Annotated in this window: 14 protein-coding genes and 2 tRNA genes; 5 read left to right on the plus strand and 11 right to left on the minus strand. The window is 28.2% G+C overall.

The window, feature by feature from the left end; genetic code table 11:
• The first annotated feature begins 50 nt into the window (after window positions 1-50).
• On the plus strand, window positions 51-3,011 hold the full coding sequence (locus ACN5J4_RS00765) for a M16 family metallopeptidase (RefSeq protein ID WP_418650262.1): 2,961 nt from the start codon (window positions 51-53) through the stop codon (window positions 3,009-3,011).
• Window positions 3,012-3,102: 91 nt separating this feature from the next.
• Window positions 3,103-3,849, plus strand: coding sequence for a 3-oxoacyl-[acyl-carrier-protein] reductase (gene fabG, locus ACN5J4_RS00770; protein WP_418650263.1), 747 nt, complete (start codon window positions 3,103-3,105; stop codon window positions 3,847-3,849).
• A gap of 51 nt (window positions 3,850-3,900) precedes the next feature.
• On the opposite strand, the gene ACN5J4_RS00775 is transcribed toward fabG, so the two are convergent.
• The 5 genes from ACN5J4_RS00775 to ACN5J4_RS00795 form a co-directional block, all read right to left on the minus strand.
• The gene (locus ACN5J4_RS00775) at window positions 3,901-4,305 is read right to left on the minus strand and encodes a helix-turn-helix transcriptional regulator (protein WP_418650264.1); all 405 of its coding nucleotides are present in this window, start codon (window positions 4,303-4,305) and stop codon (window positions 3,901-3,903) included.
• A gap of 696 nt (window positions 4,306-5,001) precedes the next feature.
• Window positions 5,002-8,688 carry a phosphoribosylformylglycinamidine synthase gene (gene purL / locus ACN5J4_RS00780; protein ID WP_418650265.1) on the minus strand — a complete coding sequence of 1,229 codons (3,687 nt, stop codon included), beginning with the start codon at window positions 8,686-8,688 and terminating at the stop codon, window positions 5,002-5,004.
• A 101-nt stretch (window positions 8,689-8,789) separates the two neighbouring features.
• Window positions 8,790-9,575, minus strand: coding sequence for a carboxypeptidase-like regulatory domain-containing protein (locus ACN5J4_RS00785; RefSeq protein WP_418650266.1), 786 nt, complete (start codon window positions 9,573-9,575; stop codon window positions 8,790-8,792).
• Window positions 9,576-9,813: 238 nt separating this feature from the next.
• A tRNA-Leu gene (locus ACN5J4_RS00790) sits at window positions 9,814-9,897 on the minus strand.
• 39 nt (window positions 9,898-9,936) lie between these two features.
• Window positions 9,937-10,009 (minus strand) — tRNA-Lys (locus tag ACN5J4_RS00795).
• 110 nt (window positions 10,010-10,119) lie between these two features.
• Here ACN5J4_RS00795 and ACN5J4_RS00800 point away from each other — a divergent pair.
• Entirely contained in the window at window positions 10,120-10,638 is a 519-nt protein-coding gene (locus tag ACN5J4_RS00800) for a shikimate kinase (RefSeq protein ID WP_418650267.1), read from the plus strand.
• Here the strand turns inward: ACN5J4_RS00800 and ACN5J4_RS00805 are convergent.
• Entirely contained in the window at window positions 10,630-11,133 is a 504-nt protein-coding gene (locus ACN5J4_RS00805; protein ID WP_418650268.1) for a phosphoribosyltransferase domain-containing protein, read from the minus strand. The genes ACN5J4_RS00800 and ACN5J4_RS00805 overlap by 9 nt on opposite strands.
• A gap of 46 nt (window positions 11,134-11,179) precedes the next feature.
• On the minus strand, window positions 11,180-11,551 hold the full coding sequence (locus ACN5J4_RS00810) for an RNA-binding S4 domain-containing protein (RefSeq protein ID WP_418650269.1): 372 nt from the start codon (window positions 11,549-11,551) through the stop codon (window positions 11,180-11,182).
• A gap of 78 nt (window positions 11,552-11,629) precedes the next feature.
• Between ACN5J4_RS00810 and ACN5J4_RS00815 the strand changes: the two genes are divergently transcribed.
• Window positions 11,630-12,493 (plus strand): peptidylprolyl isomerase, encoded by an 864-nt coding sequence (locus ACN5J4_RS00815; protein ID WP_418650270.1) that lies wholly within the window; start codon window positions 11,630-11,632, stop codon window positions 12,491-12,493.
• Between the two features lie 105 nt (window positions 12,494-12,598).
• On the opposite strand, the gene ACN5J4_RS00820 is transcribed toward ACN5J4_RS00815, so the two are convergent.
• From ACN5J4_RS00820 to clpB, 4 genes are all read right to left on the minus strand, one after another.
• Complete coding sequence (locus tag ACN5J4_RS00820; RefSeq protein ID WP_418650271.1) at window positions 12,599-13,549, minus strand: transketolase family protein; 951 nt, start codon at window positions 13,547-13,549, stop codon at window positions 12,599-12,601.
• Window positions 13,550-13,603: 54 nt separating this feature from the next.
• Complete coding sequence (locus ACN5J4_RS00825) at window positions 13,604-14,185, minus strand: Maf family nucleotide pyrophosphatase (protein WP_418650272.1); 582 nt, start codon at window positions 14,183-14,185, stop codon at window positions 13,604-13,606.
• Between the two features lie 453 nt (window positions 14,186-14,638).
• On the minus strand, window positions 14,639-15,097 hold the full coding sequence (gene smpB, locus ACN5J4_RS00830; RefSeq protein ID WP_418650273.1) for an SsrA-binding protein SmpB: 459 nt from the start codon (window positions 15,095-15,097) through the stop codon (window positions 14,639-14,641).
• Between the two features lie 243 nt (window positions 15,098-15,340).
• Window positions 15,341-17,944, minus strand: coding sequence for an ATP-dependent chaperone ClpB (gene clpB / locus ACN5J4_RS00835; protein ID WP_418650274.1), 2,604 nt, complete (start codon window positions 17,942-17,944; stop codon window positions 15,341-15,343).
• Window positions 17,945-18,112: 168 nt separating this feature from the next.
• On the opposite strand from clpB, the gene ytxJ reads away from it, so the two are divergent.
• Window positions 18,113-18,496, plus strand: coding sequence for a bacillithiol system redox-active protein YtxJ (ytxJ, locus tag ACN5J4_RS00840; RefSeq protein ID WP_418650275.1), 384 nt, complete (start codon window positions 18,113-18,115; stop codon window positions 18,494-18,496).
• The last annotated feature ends 54 nt before the right edge of the window (window positions 18,497-18,550 follow it).

Below are 18,550 nucleotides of genomic sequence, written 5' to 3' on the forward strand. Positions count from 1 at the left end.
TCCGTTGAATTTGTAAATTCAACGGATCTTTTATTATAAAAAGAATGAAAATGAAAAAAAATAAATTATTATTATTTAGTTTGCTATTTGTTATAGCTATTAGTTGTAAAACAACAACAACCTCAAATAATGAAGTTAAAACAGAAAAACATATTAGTACTGATGGAATTAAATATGAAACTATTACAAATGATCCAACAGGCTTACGTTTATATACTTTAGAAAATGGATTAAAAGTGTATGTAAGTAAAAATACAGACGAACCAAAAATTCAAACCTATATTGCTATTCGAGCAGGTTCAAATTACGACCCCAAAGAATCAACAGGCTTAGCTCATTACTTAGAGCATATGGTTTTTAAAGGAACTCATAAAATAGGAACCGTTAATTGGAAAAAAGAAAAAGAATATTTAGATAAAATTTCTAGCTTATACGAACAACATAGAGCAGAAAAAGATGTAAATAAAAAGTTAGCACTATATAAAAAGATTGATAAAATTTCTTTAGAAGCCTCTAATTATTCTGTAGCAAATGAGTATGATAAAATGACTAGTTCTATAGGAGCAACAGGTACAAACGCACATACTTGGTTTGAAGAAACAGTATATAAAAATAAAATACCAGCAAATGAATTAAATAAATGGTTAAATTTAGAATCTGAGCGTTTTACCACTTTAGTTTTACGTTTATTTCATACAGAGTTAGAAGCTGTTTTTGAAGAGTTTAATAGAGGACAAGATAATGACGGAAGAAAACAATATGCCGCTATGTTAGATGGATTATTTCCTAAACATCCATACGGACAACAATCTACTATAGGAAATGCAGAGCATTTAAAAAATCCTTCAATGGTTGACATCCATAATTACTTTAATAAATACTATGTGCCAAACAACATGGCAATTATTTTGGTAGGTGATTTAGATTTTGATACTACATTAAAACAAGTTAAAACTACTTTTGGTAAATTTAAAAAGAAAGAATTAATTCACCCTATTTTACCAAAAGAAGCACCAATTACTAAACCAGTTGTAAAAGAAGTTTTTGGGCCAACATCAGAAAGTGTATCCATAGCCTTTAGATCGAAAGGAGTAAATACAGAAGATGAAAAATATGTAACCCTTTGTGATATGATTATGGCAAATGGTAGGGCTGGTTTAATTGATTTAAATTTAAATCAAAAACAAATTGTACAAAGAGCAAGCTGTTCTCCTACTTTTTTAAATGATTATGGATACCATTCGTTTAATGGTAGTCCAAAATCAGGACAAACATTAAATGAAGTTAAAGATTTACTATTAGCTGAAATTGAAAAACTAAAAAAAGGAGAATTTGATGAATGGATGATTAAAGCTGTTGTAAATGATTTAAAACTAAATCAAACTCAACAATATGAAAATAATACGGCTTTAGCAAATGCTTATTTAAATGCATTTATTCATCATCAAAACTGGGGTTACCAAGTACAATTTTTAGAAGATTTAAAAAAAATATCTAAACAAGAGTTAGTGAAATTTGCTAATCAGTTTTATCAAAATAACTATGTGGTAACTTATAAACGTAAAGGAGAGGATAAGAATATTGTAAAGGTGTCTAATCCTGGTATTACTCCTATAAATCTAAATAGAGGTCAAAACTCAGCTTTTTTTATCGAATTTAATAAACAAAAATCAGCACCATTAAAACCTAAATTTATAAATTATAAAACAGCAATTAAAGAAGTTAAAACAAATAATGGAATAACAGTTTCTTACGTTGAGAATGAAAATAATGATTTATTTGATTTAAATTTTATTTTCGATATGGGTAAAGACAATGATAAAAAATTAAGTCTTGCAGCAGGATATTTAGAGTTTTTGGGAACAGAAAAATATTCAGCAGCTGAAATAAAAAAAGAGTTTTATAAATTAGGAGTTGATTATTATGTAAGCGCCCAAAATGATAAAACATATGTTGGCTTAAGAGGTTTAAAAGAAAACTTACCTAAAGGGTTAGAATTGTTAGAGCATTTATGGGATAATGCAAAAGCTGATAATATTGCATATAATAAATATGTAGACAAAATTCACAAATCACGTGAAAATGGAAAAACCCAAAAAAGAAATATTCTTAAAAATGGTTTATATAATTATGGTAAATATGGTGAATATTCGCGTATAAGAAACATTATGCAATTAGATGAATTAAAGGCTATTAATCCAAAAGAATTAGTGTCAATAATTAAGGATATGAAAAATTATAAACAACGTATTTTTTATTATGGTAAGGATGTAAAAACTGCAGTTACTTGCTTAAACAAAAGTCATAAACTACATGGAGAGTTAAAGGAATACCCAAAGGCTAAAAAATATAAAGAATTAGCAACAGGAGGTAATGTGTTTTTTACTAATTATGACATGGTTCAAACTGAAATGGTTTTTTTAGCAAAAGGAACTCCTTTTGAAGCTGAAAATTTAGCAGCATCAACATTATTTAATACCTATTTTGGTAGTGGATTATCATCAATAGTTTTTCAGGAAATTAGAGAGTCTAAATCATTAGCTTACTCAGCTTTTGCTTCATATAGTAATGCTTCTAATAAAGAAGATTCAAATTATGTGATGGCATATATTGGTACGCAAGCAAATAAATTAGAACAAGCAGTTGATGCAATGATGCATTTAATGAATAATATGCCAGAAGCTACAAAGCAATTTAATGCGGCAAAAGAATCTGCTTTAAAAAAAATAGCTTCTCAACGTATTACTAAATCAAATATATTTTGGTCCTATGAACGATTAAAAAAATTAGGTATTGATAATGATAATCGTGAACAAATATATAACACGATTAAAAAAATGACTTTAGAAGATTTAAAAGAATTTTTTAATAAAAATATAAAAGGAAAATCTTATAATGTAATGGTTATTGGTAATAAAAAAGATTTAAATATTGCATCTTTAAAGAAATTAGGAAAAATAAAAGAGCTAGATATTGATTATTTATTTAATTACGTAAATGAAAAAAAATAAGATTATTATATAATAATTTAAAATCCTGTTAAAGTTAATTCTTTAGCAGGATTTTCTTTTTATATTTGACTTATTAAAAATCAATGAATAAATGAAACTTTTAGAAAATAAAACAGCAATTATTACAGGTGCTACTAGAGGAATAGGTAGAGGAATTGCGTTAGAATTTGCCAACCAAGGATGTAATATTGCATTTACTTATAGCTCATCAGTTGAAGCAGCAAATACTTTAGAAAAAGAATTGAATGATTTAGGTGTAAAAGCTAAAGGATATCAGTCAAATGCAGCTAATTATGATGCAGCTCAAGAACTGGCTAAAAATGTTTTAGAAGAATTTAAAACTATTGATGTACTTGTAAATAATGCAGGAATTACAAAAGATAATTTATTAATGCGTATTTCAGAAGATGACTTTGATAAAGTAATTGAAGTTAACTTAAAATCGGTTTTTAATTTAACAAAAGCAGTTATTCGTCCTATGATGAAGCAACGTGCGGGTTCTATTATAAATATGAGTTCGGTTGTTGGATTAAAAGGAAATGCAGGACAGTCTAATTATGCAGCTTCAAAAGCAGGTATTTTAGGGTTTTCAAAATCAGTCGCTTTAGAATTAGGTTCAAGAAATATTAGAAGTAATGTTGTTGCTCCTGGGTTTATTGAAACCGAAATGACAGCTAAACTAGATGATAAAGTGGTAGAAGGTTGGCGTAATGATATTCCTTTAAAAAGAGGTGGTACACCAAAAGATATTGCTAATGCTTGTGTATTTTTAGCATCAGATATGAGTGCATATATAACAGGACAAACATTATCTGTTGATGGAGGAATGTTAACCTAAATTATATTTTTAATAAATAAAAAAAGCAGCAATTTTATATTGCTGCTTTTTTTATTTATTAAATTCTTCAAAACTACCATCACTATATAAAAGCACAATTTTTATGAGCTTTTTCTTATTTTCTGAAAATTGTGTATTTGTAATTTTATCAGAGGTTTTATCAAATAAGCTATTTTCAGAAAATAGGGTGTTTTCTTCATTTATACTTTTAGAATTATTTTCTATAATATTTTCTTTTACGATTTTAGGAAAAACTCCTTCACCATATAGAAACCAATATAAATCTACTTCAGGAAATTTATTTACAATTTTCATAACAAAATCTAAACTGGGTTTATTTCTACCAGACAATAAATGAGATATACTAGATCGCTGAACATCTATTGCATCTGCAAATGTTGATGAAGTTAAATTGTAATAGTCAATAATTTGCTTTAATCGTGTTAGTAGATCCATAATAGTTTACAAATGTTAATTATAATTACACTTTACAAAGATACACAATTGTAAATTAACATAAAACATATATTTTATACATAAAAATAGTGTAATATACTAATGTTTAACTATAGGTTAAGTGTTTTAAGTATCTAATTTATAGCTTATTAAGTTAATTATATAGATTTATCTTATAATTAACTAATTTAACATGATGTAATGAAGCGAAAGATGTTTATAACAAATGTAAATGAATATACCTTGATATTAATATGTTACAAATGTTAATAACCGAAAAAAGTTTTATAGTATTATATTAAATGTTTTATTTAATGTAATTTTAATAAACACTCTTTTTATAAATTAGAATACTTATATTATATAGATTTAAATAGCTGTTATATAGTATTTTAAGTTCAGTTTTTTACATGTTTGTAATATCAATGCTATTTAGTATACAATTGTAAATAATCTGTGCTTTTTAACTATTTACAATTGTAAATATGTAGTTTTATCATAACTATGCGGCAATTAAAAGTTCGATGCATATTTTATTAATTATCTATTCTACTTTAACTTATATATTAATTTGATGTGTTTTATGTTGTATTAATAGTGTAAATAACAATTAGGCACAAAAAAAGACACATTATTGAAATGTGTCTTTTTATATAATTATTAATTTAATTAATACCTTAACTTATTAATATACTATTATTCCTTAGAATTAATCCAATTTTTAGCATTTACAAAAGCTTCTAGCCATGGTGTAACTTCGTCTTTTCTTCCAGTAGGGTAGTTGGCCCAATTCCATTGGAAAGTAGAACGCTCAATATGTGGCATTGTTACTAAATGACGGCCTGTAGCATCACATAACATTGCCGTGTTGTAATCTGAACCATTAGGATTATTAGGGTAACCTTCATAAGCATATTTAGCTACAATACTATAATTAGTTTCAGCTTCTGGTAAGTTGAATTTTCCTTCACCATGAGAAATCCAAACACCTAGTTCTGTACCAGCTAAAGAAGATAACATTATCGAATTATTTTCTTGAATTTTTACAGAGGTAAATGAGCTTTCATGCTTTTTAGAATCATTGTGTATTAGTTTACCATGAATTTTATGATCAGGGTTTATTAAATCTAATTCCATCCATAATTGAGCTCCATTACAAATACCTATAGATAATGTATCTTTACGTTTAAAGAAATTCTTTAAAGCTGTATTTGCTTTTTCGTTATATAAAAATGCTCCAGCCCAACCTTTTGCTGAACCTAAAACATCAGAATTAGAAAAACCACCAACAGCTCCAATAAATTGAATATCTTCTAAAGTTTCACGTCCTGATATTAAATCAGTCATATGAACATCTTTTACATCAAAACCAGCTAAGTACATTGCATTAGCCATTTCACGTTCTGAATTAGATCCTTTTTCACGAATAATAGCTGCTTTAGGACGCTTTGTATTGTTACCAACAACATCTATTATTTTTCCTGTAAAGTGAGTAGGAAAAGTATATTGTAAAGGTTGTTTTTTGTAATTATCAAACCTATTTTTAGCTAAACCATTTGCAGTTTGCTTTTCATCTAATAAATAAGATGTTTTATACCAAGTATCTCTTACTTCTGAAATATCAAAAGAGAAATTATCTTCATTATTTTTTATGGTTACCTTACCTGTATTATTTGCTGTTCCAATAGTATAGAATTCAATATTATTTTCAGCTAATATAGTTTCTACGCTAGCATCAGCTTGAAAAACAATTCCTGCATTTTCAGCAAATAATACTTTTAATGAATCTTCTTCATTTAGAGATGAAATATCAAAATCAGCTCCTAAATTAACATCAGCAAAACACATTTCTAATAAAGTTGTTATTAATCCACCAGAAGCAACATCGTGTCCTGCAGAAATTTTATCAGCTTTAATTAAATTCTGAATAGTGTTAAAAGTATTTTTAACAAAAGTTGCATTTTTAACATCTGGAGCTTCGCTACCAATTGTATTTAAAACTTGATTAAATGAACTGCCTCCTAATTTAAAATTATCTTGAGATATATTAATGTAATATATACTTTCTCCATTTTTTTGTAAAACAGGTTCTACAACTTTAGATATTTCATTACAGTTTGCTGCGGCAGAAATAATAACGGTACCTGGAGAAATAACTTCATCACCTTTATATTTCTGTTTCATAGAAAGTGAATCTTTCCCTGTAGGAACATTAATTCCTAAATCAATAGAAAAATCAGAAACAGCTTTAACAGCTTTGTATAAGCGAGCATCTTCACCTTCATTTTTACAAGGCCACATCCAATTTGCAGATAAAGAAACTGAAGCTAAATTATCTTTTAAAGGTGCCCAAATAATATTTGTTAATGATTCTGTAATAGAGTTTCTACTACCTGCTGCAGGGTTAATTAAACCTGAAATAGGTGAGTGGCCAATAGATGTTGCAATACCTTCTTTTCCGTTATAATCTAGCGCCATAACACCAACATTATTTAAAGGAATTTGTAAAGGACCAACACATTGTTGTTTAGCAACTTTACCACCAACACATCTATCAACTTTATTGGTTAACCAATCTTTACACGCTACGGCTTCTAATTGTAAAACTTGCGCTAAATATATTGAAAGGTTTTTAGTTTTATATCTTGAGTTTTTATAATTTCTTGTAACAGTTGTATCGGTTAAAACTGTTTTTGGAGAACTACCAAACATATCTTCTAAAGCTAAATCCATTGGTTTTTCTCCAGTAGTTTTAGATTCAAAGGTAAAACGATTATCTCCAGTAACATTTCCAACAGTATATATTGGAGAACGTTCACGTTCTGCAATTTTTTGTAAAGTATCTATATGTTTTTCAGCAATAACTAATCCCATTCTTTCTTGAGATTCATTTCCAATAATTTCTTTTGCTGATAAAGTAGGATCTCCAACAGGTAAATTATCTAAATTGATTTTACCACCAGTATCTTCAACTAATTCTGATAAACAGTTTAAGTGTCCACCAGCACCATGATCGTGAATAGAAACAATAAAATTTTCTTCACTTTCAACCATACCACGAACGGCGTTAGCAGCACGTTTTTGCATTTCAGGATTTGAACGCTGTACGGCATTTAATTCAATACCTGAAGCAAACTCACCAGTATCTGCTGATGAAACAGCAGCGCCACCCATACCAATTCTATAATTTTCACCACCAAGAATTACAATTTTATCTCCTTCTTTAGGGATGTCTTTTAATGCTTGATCAGCTTTTCCGTATCCAATACCACCAGCTTGCATTATTACTTTATCAAAACCTAATTTTCTAGGTTTTGCATCACTTGAAGCAGCATTTTCTTGATGTTCAAAAGTTAACACTGACCCTGTAATTAAGGGTTGTCCGAATTTATTTCCAAAATCAGAAGCTCCGTTTGATGCTTTTATTAAAATATCCATTGGTGTTTGGTACAACCAATCTCTGGCTTCGAATTTTTGTTCCCAATGTCTATTTTTTTCTAAACGAGAGTAAGAAGTCATATAAACAGCTGTACCTGCTAAAGGTAAAGATCCTTTACCTCCGGCAAGTCTATCTCTAATTTCACCACCAGAACCTGTTGCAGCACCATTAAAAGGTTCTACAGTTGTAGGAAAGTTATGAGTTTCTGCTTTTAATGAAATTACAGATTCGTATTGTTTAGTTTTGTAAAAATCAGGCTTATCAGCCGATTTTGGTGCAAATTGCTCAACTTTAGGTCCTTTAATAAAAGCTACATTATCTTTATATGCCGAAACAATATCGTTAGGAAATTGCTTAGAGGTTTCTTTAATCATTTTAAATAATGAAGTAGGTTGCTCTTCACCATCAATAATAAAAGTTCCGTTAAATATTTTATGACGACAGTGTTCTGAATTTACTTGACTAAAACCAAAAACTTCAGAATCTGTTAATTTTCTACCTATTTTTGTAGCAACACTTTCTAAGTATTCAACTTCTTCAGTACTTAAAGCTAAACCTTCTTGTTGATTATAGGCAGCAATATCGTCAATATTTAAAATAGGTTCTGGCTGAATATCAACTTTAAAACTATTTTGATGTAAACCGTTATATTTTTGAGAAATCATTGGGTCGAAATCCAAAAAATCTTCAGAAACAACTTCAAATTCTTCTATTCTGATTATATCAGAAATGCCCATGTTTTGTGTAATTTCTACAGCATTGGTACTCCAAGGAGTAATCATTGCAGCTCTAGGTCCAACAAAAAAAACGTCTAAAGACGTTACGTTTATTTTAGGCTGGTTACCAAATAACCAAGTAAGTTTTGAAATAGTTTCGGTAGATAATTCTTTTGTTGTTTGAACAGTAAATATTTTACTGCTAACGTTTCCGAAGAAATGAATCATTGTATAGTTGTATTAATGTGTTGTTTTAATCGGTAAATTTACTTATTTTCAATGAAATAAAGGCATAAAAAAAGCAGCAATTTTTTGCTGCTTTTTTTATACTAGTTTCTGTTTTCAGGAATTCGGTTTAATTCAATTTTTCCTTTTTTTTGTGTTTTGTAATTTTCGTAGCAATTTAGTACTGCCTCAATCATTTGAAGATCACTTGCTTTTTTTATAAAATAGGCTGAATAATCACAATCTGTTAATAGTTTATTAAGTTCTTGACGGTCCATTTCTAGGTATTCCATCATAACTTCTCTGTCAAATTTACCTGCTAACATTTTACGTAAATCGTCTTCTTTTTTTAATTTTTTAAGTTTTTCAAGTTGCTTTGGTTTACTACCAAACAGGTTATACACTAAATCAACAGGGTTTAATAATTTGGCTATTGGTGATGTTATTTTTTGTGGTCTACCTATTTCATAGGTTTGTGGTAGGCCGTTAATATGAATTCTGGTAAATTTATCTTTAGGTACTTGTTTTACATCTACTTCTAAAACTCCTATTAATTGAGTTGATTTAATAATTACCTCCTTAACTTCTTCTGGTTTTTCTTTTAATGATATTACTACTTCATTTCCTTTTAATAAATCGTTAGTTACTTTTAATTTAATAGAGGAGAAGCCTAAAAAGGATACTAATACAGTGTCGTTACTTGTTGCTATTAATTCAAAAAGTCCTTTTTCGTTAGTTATAGTACCAGTTACTGCATTTAAATTTAAAATATGTGCAGCACTTAAAGGTTTTTTAGTGTCAGCATCAATAACTTGTCCTTTTAGGTTTTGTGAGTATCCGATTATTGATACAAATAAAAATACGATGAGTAATAAATATGTTTTTTGCATACTACAATTATAAGAATTATTGATTTTAAACTAGTTAATTAATTGTGAAATGAATTAAGTTACTAATTTAAGCTATTTTATTTGTAAAAGTTTAAATAATTTAAGTTATACCTAGCTCCAATTCAAGTATTTGTTTAAGCTCATTAAAGAGAGCAAATACGTAAAGCGTAAAATAACTTCAAAAAAAATCATTTAAATTAAATATGTATTTAATTTAAATGATTTTTTTAATGTATTGTGCACGTAACAAGAGTCGAACTTGCACATTCTTACGAATACAAGCCCCTCAAGCCTGCGCGTCTACCAATTCCGCCATACGTGCCTAAAATAAAAAAAGTTAAGCATTTGCTTAACTTTTTTGTGACCGGGCTGGGGCTCGAACCCAGGACCCTCTCCTTAAAAGGGAGATGCTCTACCAACTGAGCTACCAGGTCATTATTGCTTATTTATTTAAGCGGTTGCAAATATACAATGTTTATTTTAATATAAAAAGCTTTTTATTTATTTATTTTTATCATATTTGTAACTGCTTAATTGTTAGTTTATGAAAATAGTATTACTAGGGTATATGGGATGTGGTAAATCTACCATTGGTAGGTTATTAGCTAAAAAAAAGAATGTTTCTTTTATTGATTTAGATACTTATATTGAAGAAAAGGAGCATATGACGGTTTCTGAAATTTTTGAAAATAAAGGTGAAATTTATTTCAGAAAACAAGAGCATTTATATTTAAAGGAAATATTAGCTTTTAATAAACCTTTTGTTTTAGCTTTGGGAGGTGGTACTCCTTGTTATGGTGATAACATGAGTGTTATACAGAATTCTAATAATGTGACCACCGTTTATTTAAAAACAAGTATTGCTACTATTACACAAAGATTAACTAATGAAAAAAGTCAAAGACCTTTAGTAGCTCGATTAAAAAAAGAGGAGCTAGCAGAGTTTATTGCTAAACATTTATTTGAGAGAGGTTATTTTTACAACAAAGCAATTTATAAAGTAACGGTTGATACTAAAACGGTTGATGAAATTGTATCAGAATTAATTATTTTATTAGGTTAAATAAACAAGTGTTTTGTTATTATTAAACTCAACTACAACATGTTCTTTTATTGAAGTAGATAGTGAAATACCTTTAAAATCGGCTTTTACAGGGTATTTTTTATGGTTTCTGTTTACCAGTACAGCTGTTTTAAAACGTTTTAATGGAACATCTAAAAAGTGTTTTACAGCATAAATTAAAGTAGTACCTGAGTTTAAAACATCATCAACTAAAACTAACGATTTGTTTTTGTATTCATCAATGTTTAAAGATGTTGTTGTTGAGTTAATTGGCTTTTTTTTATTAATAAAAACCTTACATAATTGTATTTTTAAAGGTGATATTTCGGATAATACTACACTTACTTTTTCAGCAAATAAATAACCATTTTCGGCAATTCCTGCTATAATAATTTCTTTTTCGTTACTATTACTTTCATAAATTTGAAATGCAATACGACGAATTTTTTGTTCAACCTGTGTATTGTTTAATATAATATTTTCTGATACTGTCATTTTCAACTTCTTTTAAAATATAAAGATATTACAAATTAATGTTTTTTTATTCAGAATCGATACTATAATCATCAATATCTCTTCTGTCTTTCTTAGTAGGTCTTCCTGCTCCTTTTTTACGATAATAGTCTTTCGAGTATTTTAACAATGCAGTTTTATCAAATTCTTCTTTTGGTGTTAAATCTTTTCTATATAAATCAACTAATTTAGCACCAACTCGATTTGGAGGAATGTCTAATACTTTTATTTTATAGTTTATTTGATTTTTTCTGATAGTTATTTCTTCATTACCAAATATTTCTTTTGATGGTTTTAATTTTACATCATTAATTTTAATATGTCCTTTTTTACAAGTATCAGTAGCAATACTTCGTGTTTTGAATAAGCGGATGCACCATAAATATTTATCAATTCTCATATAAAAGTTAAAATTTATCTTTTAGTTTTTTACAAAGGTATAAAAATGGTAAATTGCACGTTAAAAATTAAGAATTAAATGATAAAATTTAAACATCTTTTTTATTTCGTATTGTTAAGTGTTGTAATGTATTCATGTGGGTCAGATAACTCTTCAAATGTTGATAATTTTGATTATGAAGCTCAAGCATTAAAAGATCAAGATACTATTGTTAAGTTTTTAAAGTCTCATTATTACAAAGATGATGTAGATTCTATTAAACCTTTAATTACTGGTAAAACAGCTTTATATAAAGATACTAGGCTTGATAGTGCTGTAGTAAATGAATATGATATTGATTATAAATACTATTATTTTGTAAAAGGAAATAATGGTATTTCTATAAAAGGGTTTCCAACTGTAACAGATTCTATTTTTACTACTTATAGATTAAGTTTTTTAAACTCTTCAGCTAGTTTAATTAAAGAGCAAGATTTAGTTACTCCAATATGGTTTGATTCAAAGTTAATTGTTGCTAGGGGTTGGGTACATGCTTTTACACATTTTAAAGGAGGTAAAAATATAACAGATAACGGACCTATTAATTATGAAGGAATGGGTGAAGGTTTTTTCTTATTACCATCAGGTTTAAGTTTCCGAAATTCTGGAGCTTTAGCTAATAAAAATTTATTATATATTGTTAAATTACACGATATTGTTAAAGATACAGATCATGATAATGATGGCATAGCTTCAATTTTTGAAGATATAGATGGTGATGGTGATCCTAGAAATGATGATACTGATAAAAACAATGTTCCTGATTATTTAGATGATGATGATGATGGTGATAATAAATTAACAAAGGAGGAAGATGCTAATGGAGATAAAGATCCTAGAAATGATTTTAGTGATATTGATAGACCTAATACTCCTGATTATTTAAATAGATATATTAGGTAATATAATATTTTACTTGTTTAAATAAAATATTACTTTTTTATATCAAAAATCATAAAAAAAGCATCATTTATATAAATGATGCTTTTTTTATGTATGTGTTTTTAATTATTTTCTAGAAATAACTTTTTCTACAGCTTTAATAATAGCTTTATCATCTAAGCCATATTTTTTCATTAACTGGTCAGGGGTAGCAGATTCACCAAAACTATCGTTTACGGCAACAAATTCTTGAGGTGTAGGTGTATTGGTGGTTAAACAACGAGCAACACTTTCTCCTAAGCCTCCGAATTTATTATGCTCTTCAGCGGTTACTATACAACCTGTTTTTGCTATAGATTTTAATATAATAGCCTCATCTAAAGGTTTAATTGTATGAATATTAATTACTTCTGCAGAAATACCTTTAGCTTCTAATTGTTCAGCGGCTTGTAACGCTTCCCAAACTAAATGACCTGTTGCTACAATAGTAACATCAGTTCCTTCTGTCATTTTAATACCTTTTCCTATTTCAAAAACTTCGTTAGTCATAAATACAGGTACTTTTGGTCTACCAAAACGCAAATATACAGGTCCGTTATATTTAGCTATTGCAATTGTAGCAGCTTTTGTTTGGCTATAATCACAGGTGTTTATAACAGTCATACCTGGTAGCATTTTCATTAACCCAATATCTTCTAAAATTTGATGGGTAGCACCGTCTTCTCCTAATGTTAATCCTGCATGAGAAGCACATATTTTTACATTTTTATCTGAATAAGCTACAGATTGACGAATTTGATCATAAACACGACCTGTTGAGAAGTTTGCAAAAGTTCCTGTAAATGGAATTTTACCACCTATGGTTAAACCTGCAGCAATACCAATCATATTTGCTTCAGCAATTCCTATTTGAAAGAAACGTTCTGGATGATTATTTTTAAAATCGTCCATTTTTAAAGATCCTGTTAAATCAGCGCATAGTGCTACTACATTAGGATTTGTTTTTCCTAATTCAGTTAAACCATCACCAAATCCAGATCTGGTATCTTTTTTTTCGGTATAAGTATATTTTTTCATTAGTTGTGTTGTGTAAATGCGTGTCAAAAATAATCTTTTTATAAAAATGTAGCCCTACAATTTTATTAATTCTTTATAAAGTTTATGAATAGGAAATCCCATAACGTTAAAATAACTTCCTTCAATCCTTGTAATTGCTATTTTGCCAATCCATTCTTGAATTCCATAAGCTCCTGCTTTATCATAAGGTTTATAAGTATTGATGTAATAGTCAATTTCGTTGTCAGTTAATTCTTTAAAAGTAACTGTGGTAGTATCGTTGATTGTTTTTTTAAATTTTTTATTTGAAATACAAATAGATGTTATTACTTGATGTGTATTATTTGATAATTCTTTAAGCATTTTAAAAGCTTCGTTATAATTTTTTGGCTTTCCTAGTGCTTTATTATTTAACCAAACAATAGTGTCAGAGGTAATTAATATTTCTTTTTCAGTTAGTTCTTTTTCAAAAGGTTTTGATTTTAAAATAGCAAGGAAATCAGATATTTCAGTACCCTTTAAATAATTAGGGTAAACTTCATCAATCTCTTTGGTTTTTATAATAAAAGGAATATTTAAATCTTTAATTAACTCTTGTCTTCTTGGTGAGTTTGAGGCTAAAACTATAGTGTATTTTGATAATTTAGTTGCTAACATAGGTTTGAGAATAAAAGGGTTACCGGTACACTTAATAAAACTAGATAATAATTAATAGTAGCTATTTGTAATAATTTTTTATGAGTATTAATACTTGAAGTACTCATTAAATAATAGCTAAAAATTAATTTTGGAAGTATATATATAAATATAATTAGAGTTTTTAAATATAAATTTATAAAAAAGTAAAAAGTTACAAATACAATTAAAAAGCTACTAAAAACAGTTATAAGCATAACTATTTTTTTAGAACGTTGTGTGCCTAGTAAAATAGGTAACGTTTTTTTTTTATACTTATAATCATAATTTATATGATTTATTGTAGATGTTATTTTTTTAACAATATATTCTAGTAAAAAAAGGGTAATTAATATTGTAATAATAACGTGTAGTTTTTTATTAATAATAGGATCTTTTCGTGCCTAATATTTATAATAGAAAAGTATATTTTCTTTAATTAAAGTTTTTTTTAATTCGAGCTAAATCCTTTTTATTATCTCTATCTTTAATTGTTTGACGCTTATCATGTGTTTTTTTACCTTTAGCTAAAGCAATGTCTAATTTAGCCCAGCCTTTATCATTAATAAATAGTTTAAGGGGTACAATAGTACTACCTTTAGCTTCAACTTCTCTTTCTAGTTTTTTAAGCTCTTTTTTATTTAGTAATAAACGTCGTTCACTTTTAGGTTTATGGTTATAGTTGTTACCAAAAGAATATTCTTCAATATACATATTTATAACAAAAAGTTCACCTTGGTCATTAAATTCGCAAAAACTTTCAGTAATACGTGCTTTACTAAGTCTAATTGATTTAATTTCAGTTCCTGTAAGTTGAATTCCTGCGGTATATTTATCTAAAATCTCGTATTCAAAACGAGCTTTTTTATTTTGTATGTTAATATTTTTCTGCATAAGTGTTGCAAATATAAACATTAATTTAAGGGGGTAAACAAAATTATTAATGTTGTTTTACTGTAAAAATTAAATTTGACATTATATTTTTTTTTAGTAGCTAAGCAGTAGGTAGGGTAAGTAAAAAAACACTAATAAATTATTAACAAGTTAAATTTATAGAAAACACTAACAGGAGTATTCCTTTTTTAATAATAAAAAGTCAGTGTTTTAACACTGACTTTTTATTATTTAAATAGATTATTATTCAGGTACTAAATCTGATTGATTTCTAAATACTAATTTATCATCAAAAGCATCTAACAAAATAATACTATCGGTAATTACTTTACCTGATAATATTTCTTTAGATAATTGATTCAACACCTCTTTTTGTATTACTCGTTTTACAGGTCGTGCTCCAAACTCTGGTTGATATCCTTTAGAAGCTAAATAAGTAATAGCATCATCAGTTGCATCTAGTGTAATATGCTGTGCTGCAATCATTTTTTTAACACCATTTAATTGTATTCTTACAATTTGTTTAATATCATCCTTTGATAAAGGAGTAAATAAAATAATATCATCTATTCTATTAATAAACTCAGGACGTACGGTTTGTTTTAATAATCCTAAAACCTCAGTTTTAGCTAATTCCATGGTTGTATCAATATCACCTTTAAAGTTATCAAATTTTTCTTGAATAATATGGCTTCCCATATTAGAGGTCATAATAATAATGGTGTTTTTAAAATCAGCAACACGACCTTTGTTATCAGTTAATCTTCCTTCATCTAGAACTTGTAGTAAAACATTAAAGGTATCAGGATGTGCTTTTTCAATTTCATCTAACAAAACAACAGAGTAAGGTTTTCTACGAACAGCTTCTGTTAACTGACCACCTTCATCATATCCAACGTACCCTGGAGGTGCTCCAACGAGTCTACTTACCGAATGACGCTCTTGATATTCACTCATATCAATACGAGTCATAGCATTTTCATCATCAAATAAATAATCAGCTAATGCCTTTGCTAATTCAGTTTTACCAACACCTGTTGTTCCTAAGAACAAGAAACTACCTAATGGTTTGTTAGGATTCTGCAGTCCTGCTCTAGAGCGTCTTACAGCATCAGAAACGGCTATTATAGCTTCTTCTTGACCAACAACACGTTTATGCAATTCGTCTTCAAGTTTTAGTAATTTTTCACGTTCCGATTGAATCATTTTTGTAACAGGAACTCCTGTCCATTTTGCTACAACTTCGGCAATATCCTCATAAGTAACTTCTTCTTTTATTAAAGAGTTTTCACTTTGGTTTTCTAAAATGTCTTGTTGTTCTTCAAGTAGTTTCTGAGCTTCTTTTATTTTACCATAACGCAACTCAGCTACCTTACCGTAATCACCATTTCGTTCGGCTTTATCAGCTTCTATATTGTAATTTTCAATATCGGTTTTTAGTTGTTGAACAGCATCTACCACCGCTTTTTCAGACTGCCATTTTGCATTTATTTCATTACGCTCTTCTTTTAAGTTAGCTATATCTGAATTTAACGATTTTAATTTAACGGTATCATTTTCACGTTTTATGGCTTCAATTTCAATTTCTAACTGCATTATTTTACGGTCTAGAATATCTAAATTTTCTGGTTTAGAATTCATTTCCATTCGTAATTTAGCAGCAGCTTCATCCATTAAATCAATTGCTTTATCTGGTAAAAAACGATTGGTAATATAGCGTTGTGATAATTCAACAGCTCCAATAATAGCTTCATCTTTAATACGTACTTTATGGTGTGCTTCGTATTTATCTTTAATTCCTCGCAAAATAGAAATAGCACTTTCGGTATCAGGTTCATCAACAATTACTTTTTGAAAACGACGCTCTAAAGCTTTATCTTTTTCAAAATATTTTTGATACTCATCTAACGTAGTAGCTCCAATAGCACGTAATTCTCCACGAGCCAAAGCTGGTTTTAAAATATTAGCCGCATCCATAGCTCCTTGACCTCCACCAGCACCTACTAAGGTGTGAATTTCATCAATAAATAACACAATATCTCCATTAGATGATGTAACTTCTTTGATAACAGCTTTTAGGCGTTCTTCAAATTCACCTTTATATTTTGCTCCAGCAATTAACGATCCCATATCTAAAGAATAAATAATTTTATTTTTTAGGTTTTCAGGAACATCACCTCGAATAATTCTATGCGCTAAACCCTCTGCAATAGCTGTTTTACCTGTACCAGGTTCTCCTACTAAAATTGGGTTATTTTTAGATCTACGAGATAAAATTTGAAGCAAACGACGAATTTCTTCATCTCTACCAATTACAGGGTCTAGTTTACCATCTTGCGCTAGTTTATTTAAGTTATTAGCATATTTATCTAACGAATTGTATGTTTCTTCAGCACTTTGCGAAGTAACACGTTCACCTTTTCTTAATTCTTCAATAGCTGCTTTTAAGTTTTTTTCACTAACACCTTGGTCTTTTAAAACTTGTGCTATTTGGCTTTTAGATTTGAAAATTGCTAATATTATATGCTCAATAGAAACATATTCATCATTCATTTTTTTAGCAATAATTGATGCTTCATTTAATGCTTTGTTAGCCTCACTTGAAAGCATTAATTCACCACCAGTAACTTTAGGAAAACCTTCTAATTGCTTTTCTAAAACCTTTTGAACAATACTAATATTAATATTGAGTTTTTTTAATATAAATGGTAACACATTTTCATCAACAGCAAATAAAGCTTTGAAAATATGCTCATTTTCTAACTGTTGATTACCATAACTTTGCGCTATCTGTTGCGCTTGTTGTATGGTTTCTTGTGATTTTGTTGTATAATTGTTAAAGTTCATAATTGTATTGTTTTACTATTACGTAAATATTAAAGGCAAAAGTAGTACCAGTGTGTAATTAATGTAAAATAATGACTTTTTGTCTTTTTTTTTGGTTTTTTTAATGACTTTTTGTCTTTTTTAAAGCTTTTTTGATTGTAGCTAATGTATAATTTTAAATTTAAATAAATGGGTGTTTTTAGTGGAATATTTGGAAATAATAAAGAAAAAAAAGAGTCATTTATTACTTGGACTCCGTTAACCTCATTACATGAGTTAGAGGAAATAAAAAAACAATCATTAAAACAACCAATAGCTATTTTTAAACACTCTACAAGATGTAGTATAAGTAGTATAGTTATTAAACGGTTTGCTGGTAGTTTTGATGTTTCTTTAAAAAATTTTAAGGTGTATTATTTAGATTTAATTACCTATCGAGAAATTTCAAACGAAGTAGCATATCAATTTGAAGTAATACATCAATCTCCACAATTATTGGTTGTAAAAAACGGAGTAGTACTGGCGCATGCCTCTCATTATGAAATAACTCAAATTGATTTAAAAAAGTTCTAAAAAAGATGGCTTTTTTAACAAATCTTGTTTAAATACGTCGTATTTTTGCTTATT

Source organism: Tenacibaculum aestuariivivum (genome assembly GCF_964507685.1).
GTDB lineage: Bacteria > Bacteroidota > Bacteroidia > Flavobacteriales > Flavobacteriaceae > Polaribacter > Polaribacter aestuariivivum.

What these genes read in the sequence shown, in the direction of transcription:
- ACN5J4_RS00825 (WP_418650272.1), bottom strand. Translation starts at nt 14,185, where the DNA reads ATGTTAGCAACTAAATTATCAAAATACACTATAGTTTTAGCCTCAAAC.
- smpB (WP_418650273.1), bottom strand. Translation starts at nt 15,097, where the DNA reads ATGCAGAAAAATATTAACATACAAAATAAAAAAGCTCGTTTTGAATAC.
- ytxJ (WP_418650275.1), top strand. Translation starts at nt 18,113, where the DNA reads ATGGGTGTTTTTAGTGGAATATTTGGAAATAATAAAGAAAAAAAAGAG.
- ACN5J4_RS00805 (WP_418650268.1), bottom strand. Translation starts at nt 11,133, where the DNA reads ATGACAGTATCAGAAAATATTATATTAAACAATACACAGGTTGAACAA.
- fabG (WP_418650263.1), top strand. Translation starts at nt 3,103, where the DNA reads ATGAAACTTTTAGAAAATAAAACAGCAATTATTACAGGTGCTACTAGA.
- ACN5J4_RS00820 (WP_418650271.1), bottom strand. Translation starts at nt 13,549, where the DNA reads ATGAAAAAATATACTTATACCGAAAAAAAAGATACCAGATCTGGATTT.
- ACN5J4_RS00775 (WP_418650264.1), bottom strand. Translation starts at nt 4,305, where the DNA reads ATGGATCTACTAACACGATTAAAGCAAATTATTGACTATTACAATTTA.
- clpB (WP_418650274.1), bottom strand. Translation starts at nt 17,944, where the DNA reads ATGAACTTTAACAATTATACAACAAAATCACAAGAAACCATACAACAA.
- ACN5J4_RS00815 (WP_418650270.1), top strand. Translation starts at nt 11,630, where the DNA reads ATGATAAAATTTAAACATCTTTTTTATTTCGTATTGTTAAGTGTTGTA.
- ACN5J4_RS00765 (WP_418650262.1), top strand. Translation starts at nt 51, where the DNA reads ATGAAAAAAAATAAATTATTATTATTTAGTTTGCTATTTGTTATAGCT.
- ACN5J4_RS00785 (WP_418650266.1), bottom strand. Translation starts at nt 9,575, where the DNA reads ATGCAAAAAACATATTTATTACTCATCGTATTTTTATTTGTATCAATA.
- ACN5J4_RS00810 (WP_418650269.1), bottom strand. Translation starts at nt 11,551, where the DNA reads ATGAGAATTGATAAATATTTATGGTGCATCCGCTTATTCAAAACACGA.
- purL (WP_418650265.1), bottom strand. Translation starts at nt 8,688, where the DNA reads ATGATTCATTTCTTCGGAAACGTTAGCAGTAAAATATTTACTGTTCAA.
- ACN5J4_RS00800 (WP_418650267.1), top strand. Translation starts at nt 10,120, where the DNA reads ATGAAAATAGTATTACTAGGGTATATGGGATGTGGTAAATCTACCATT.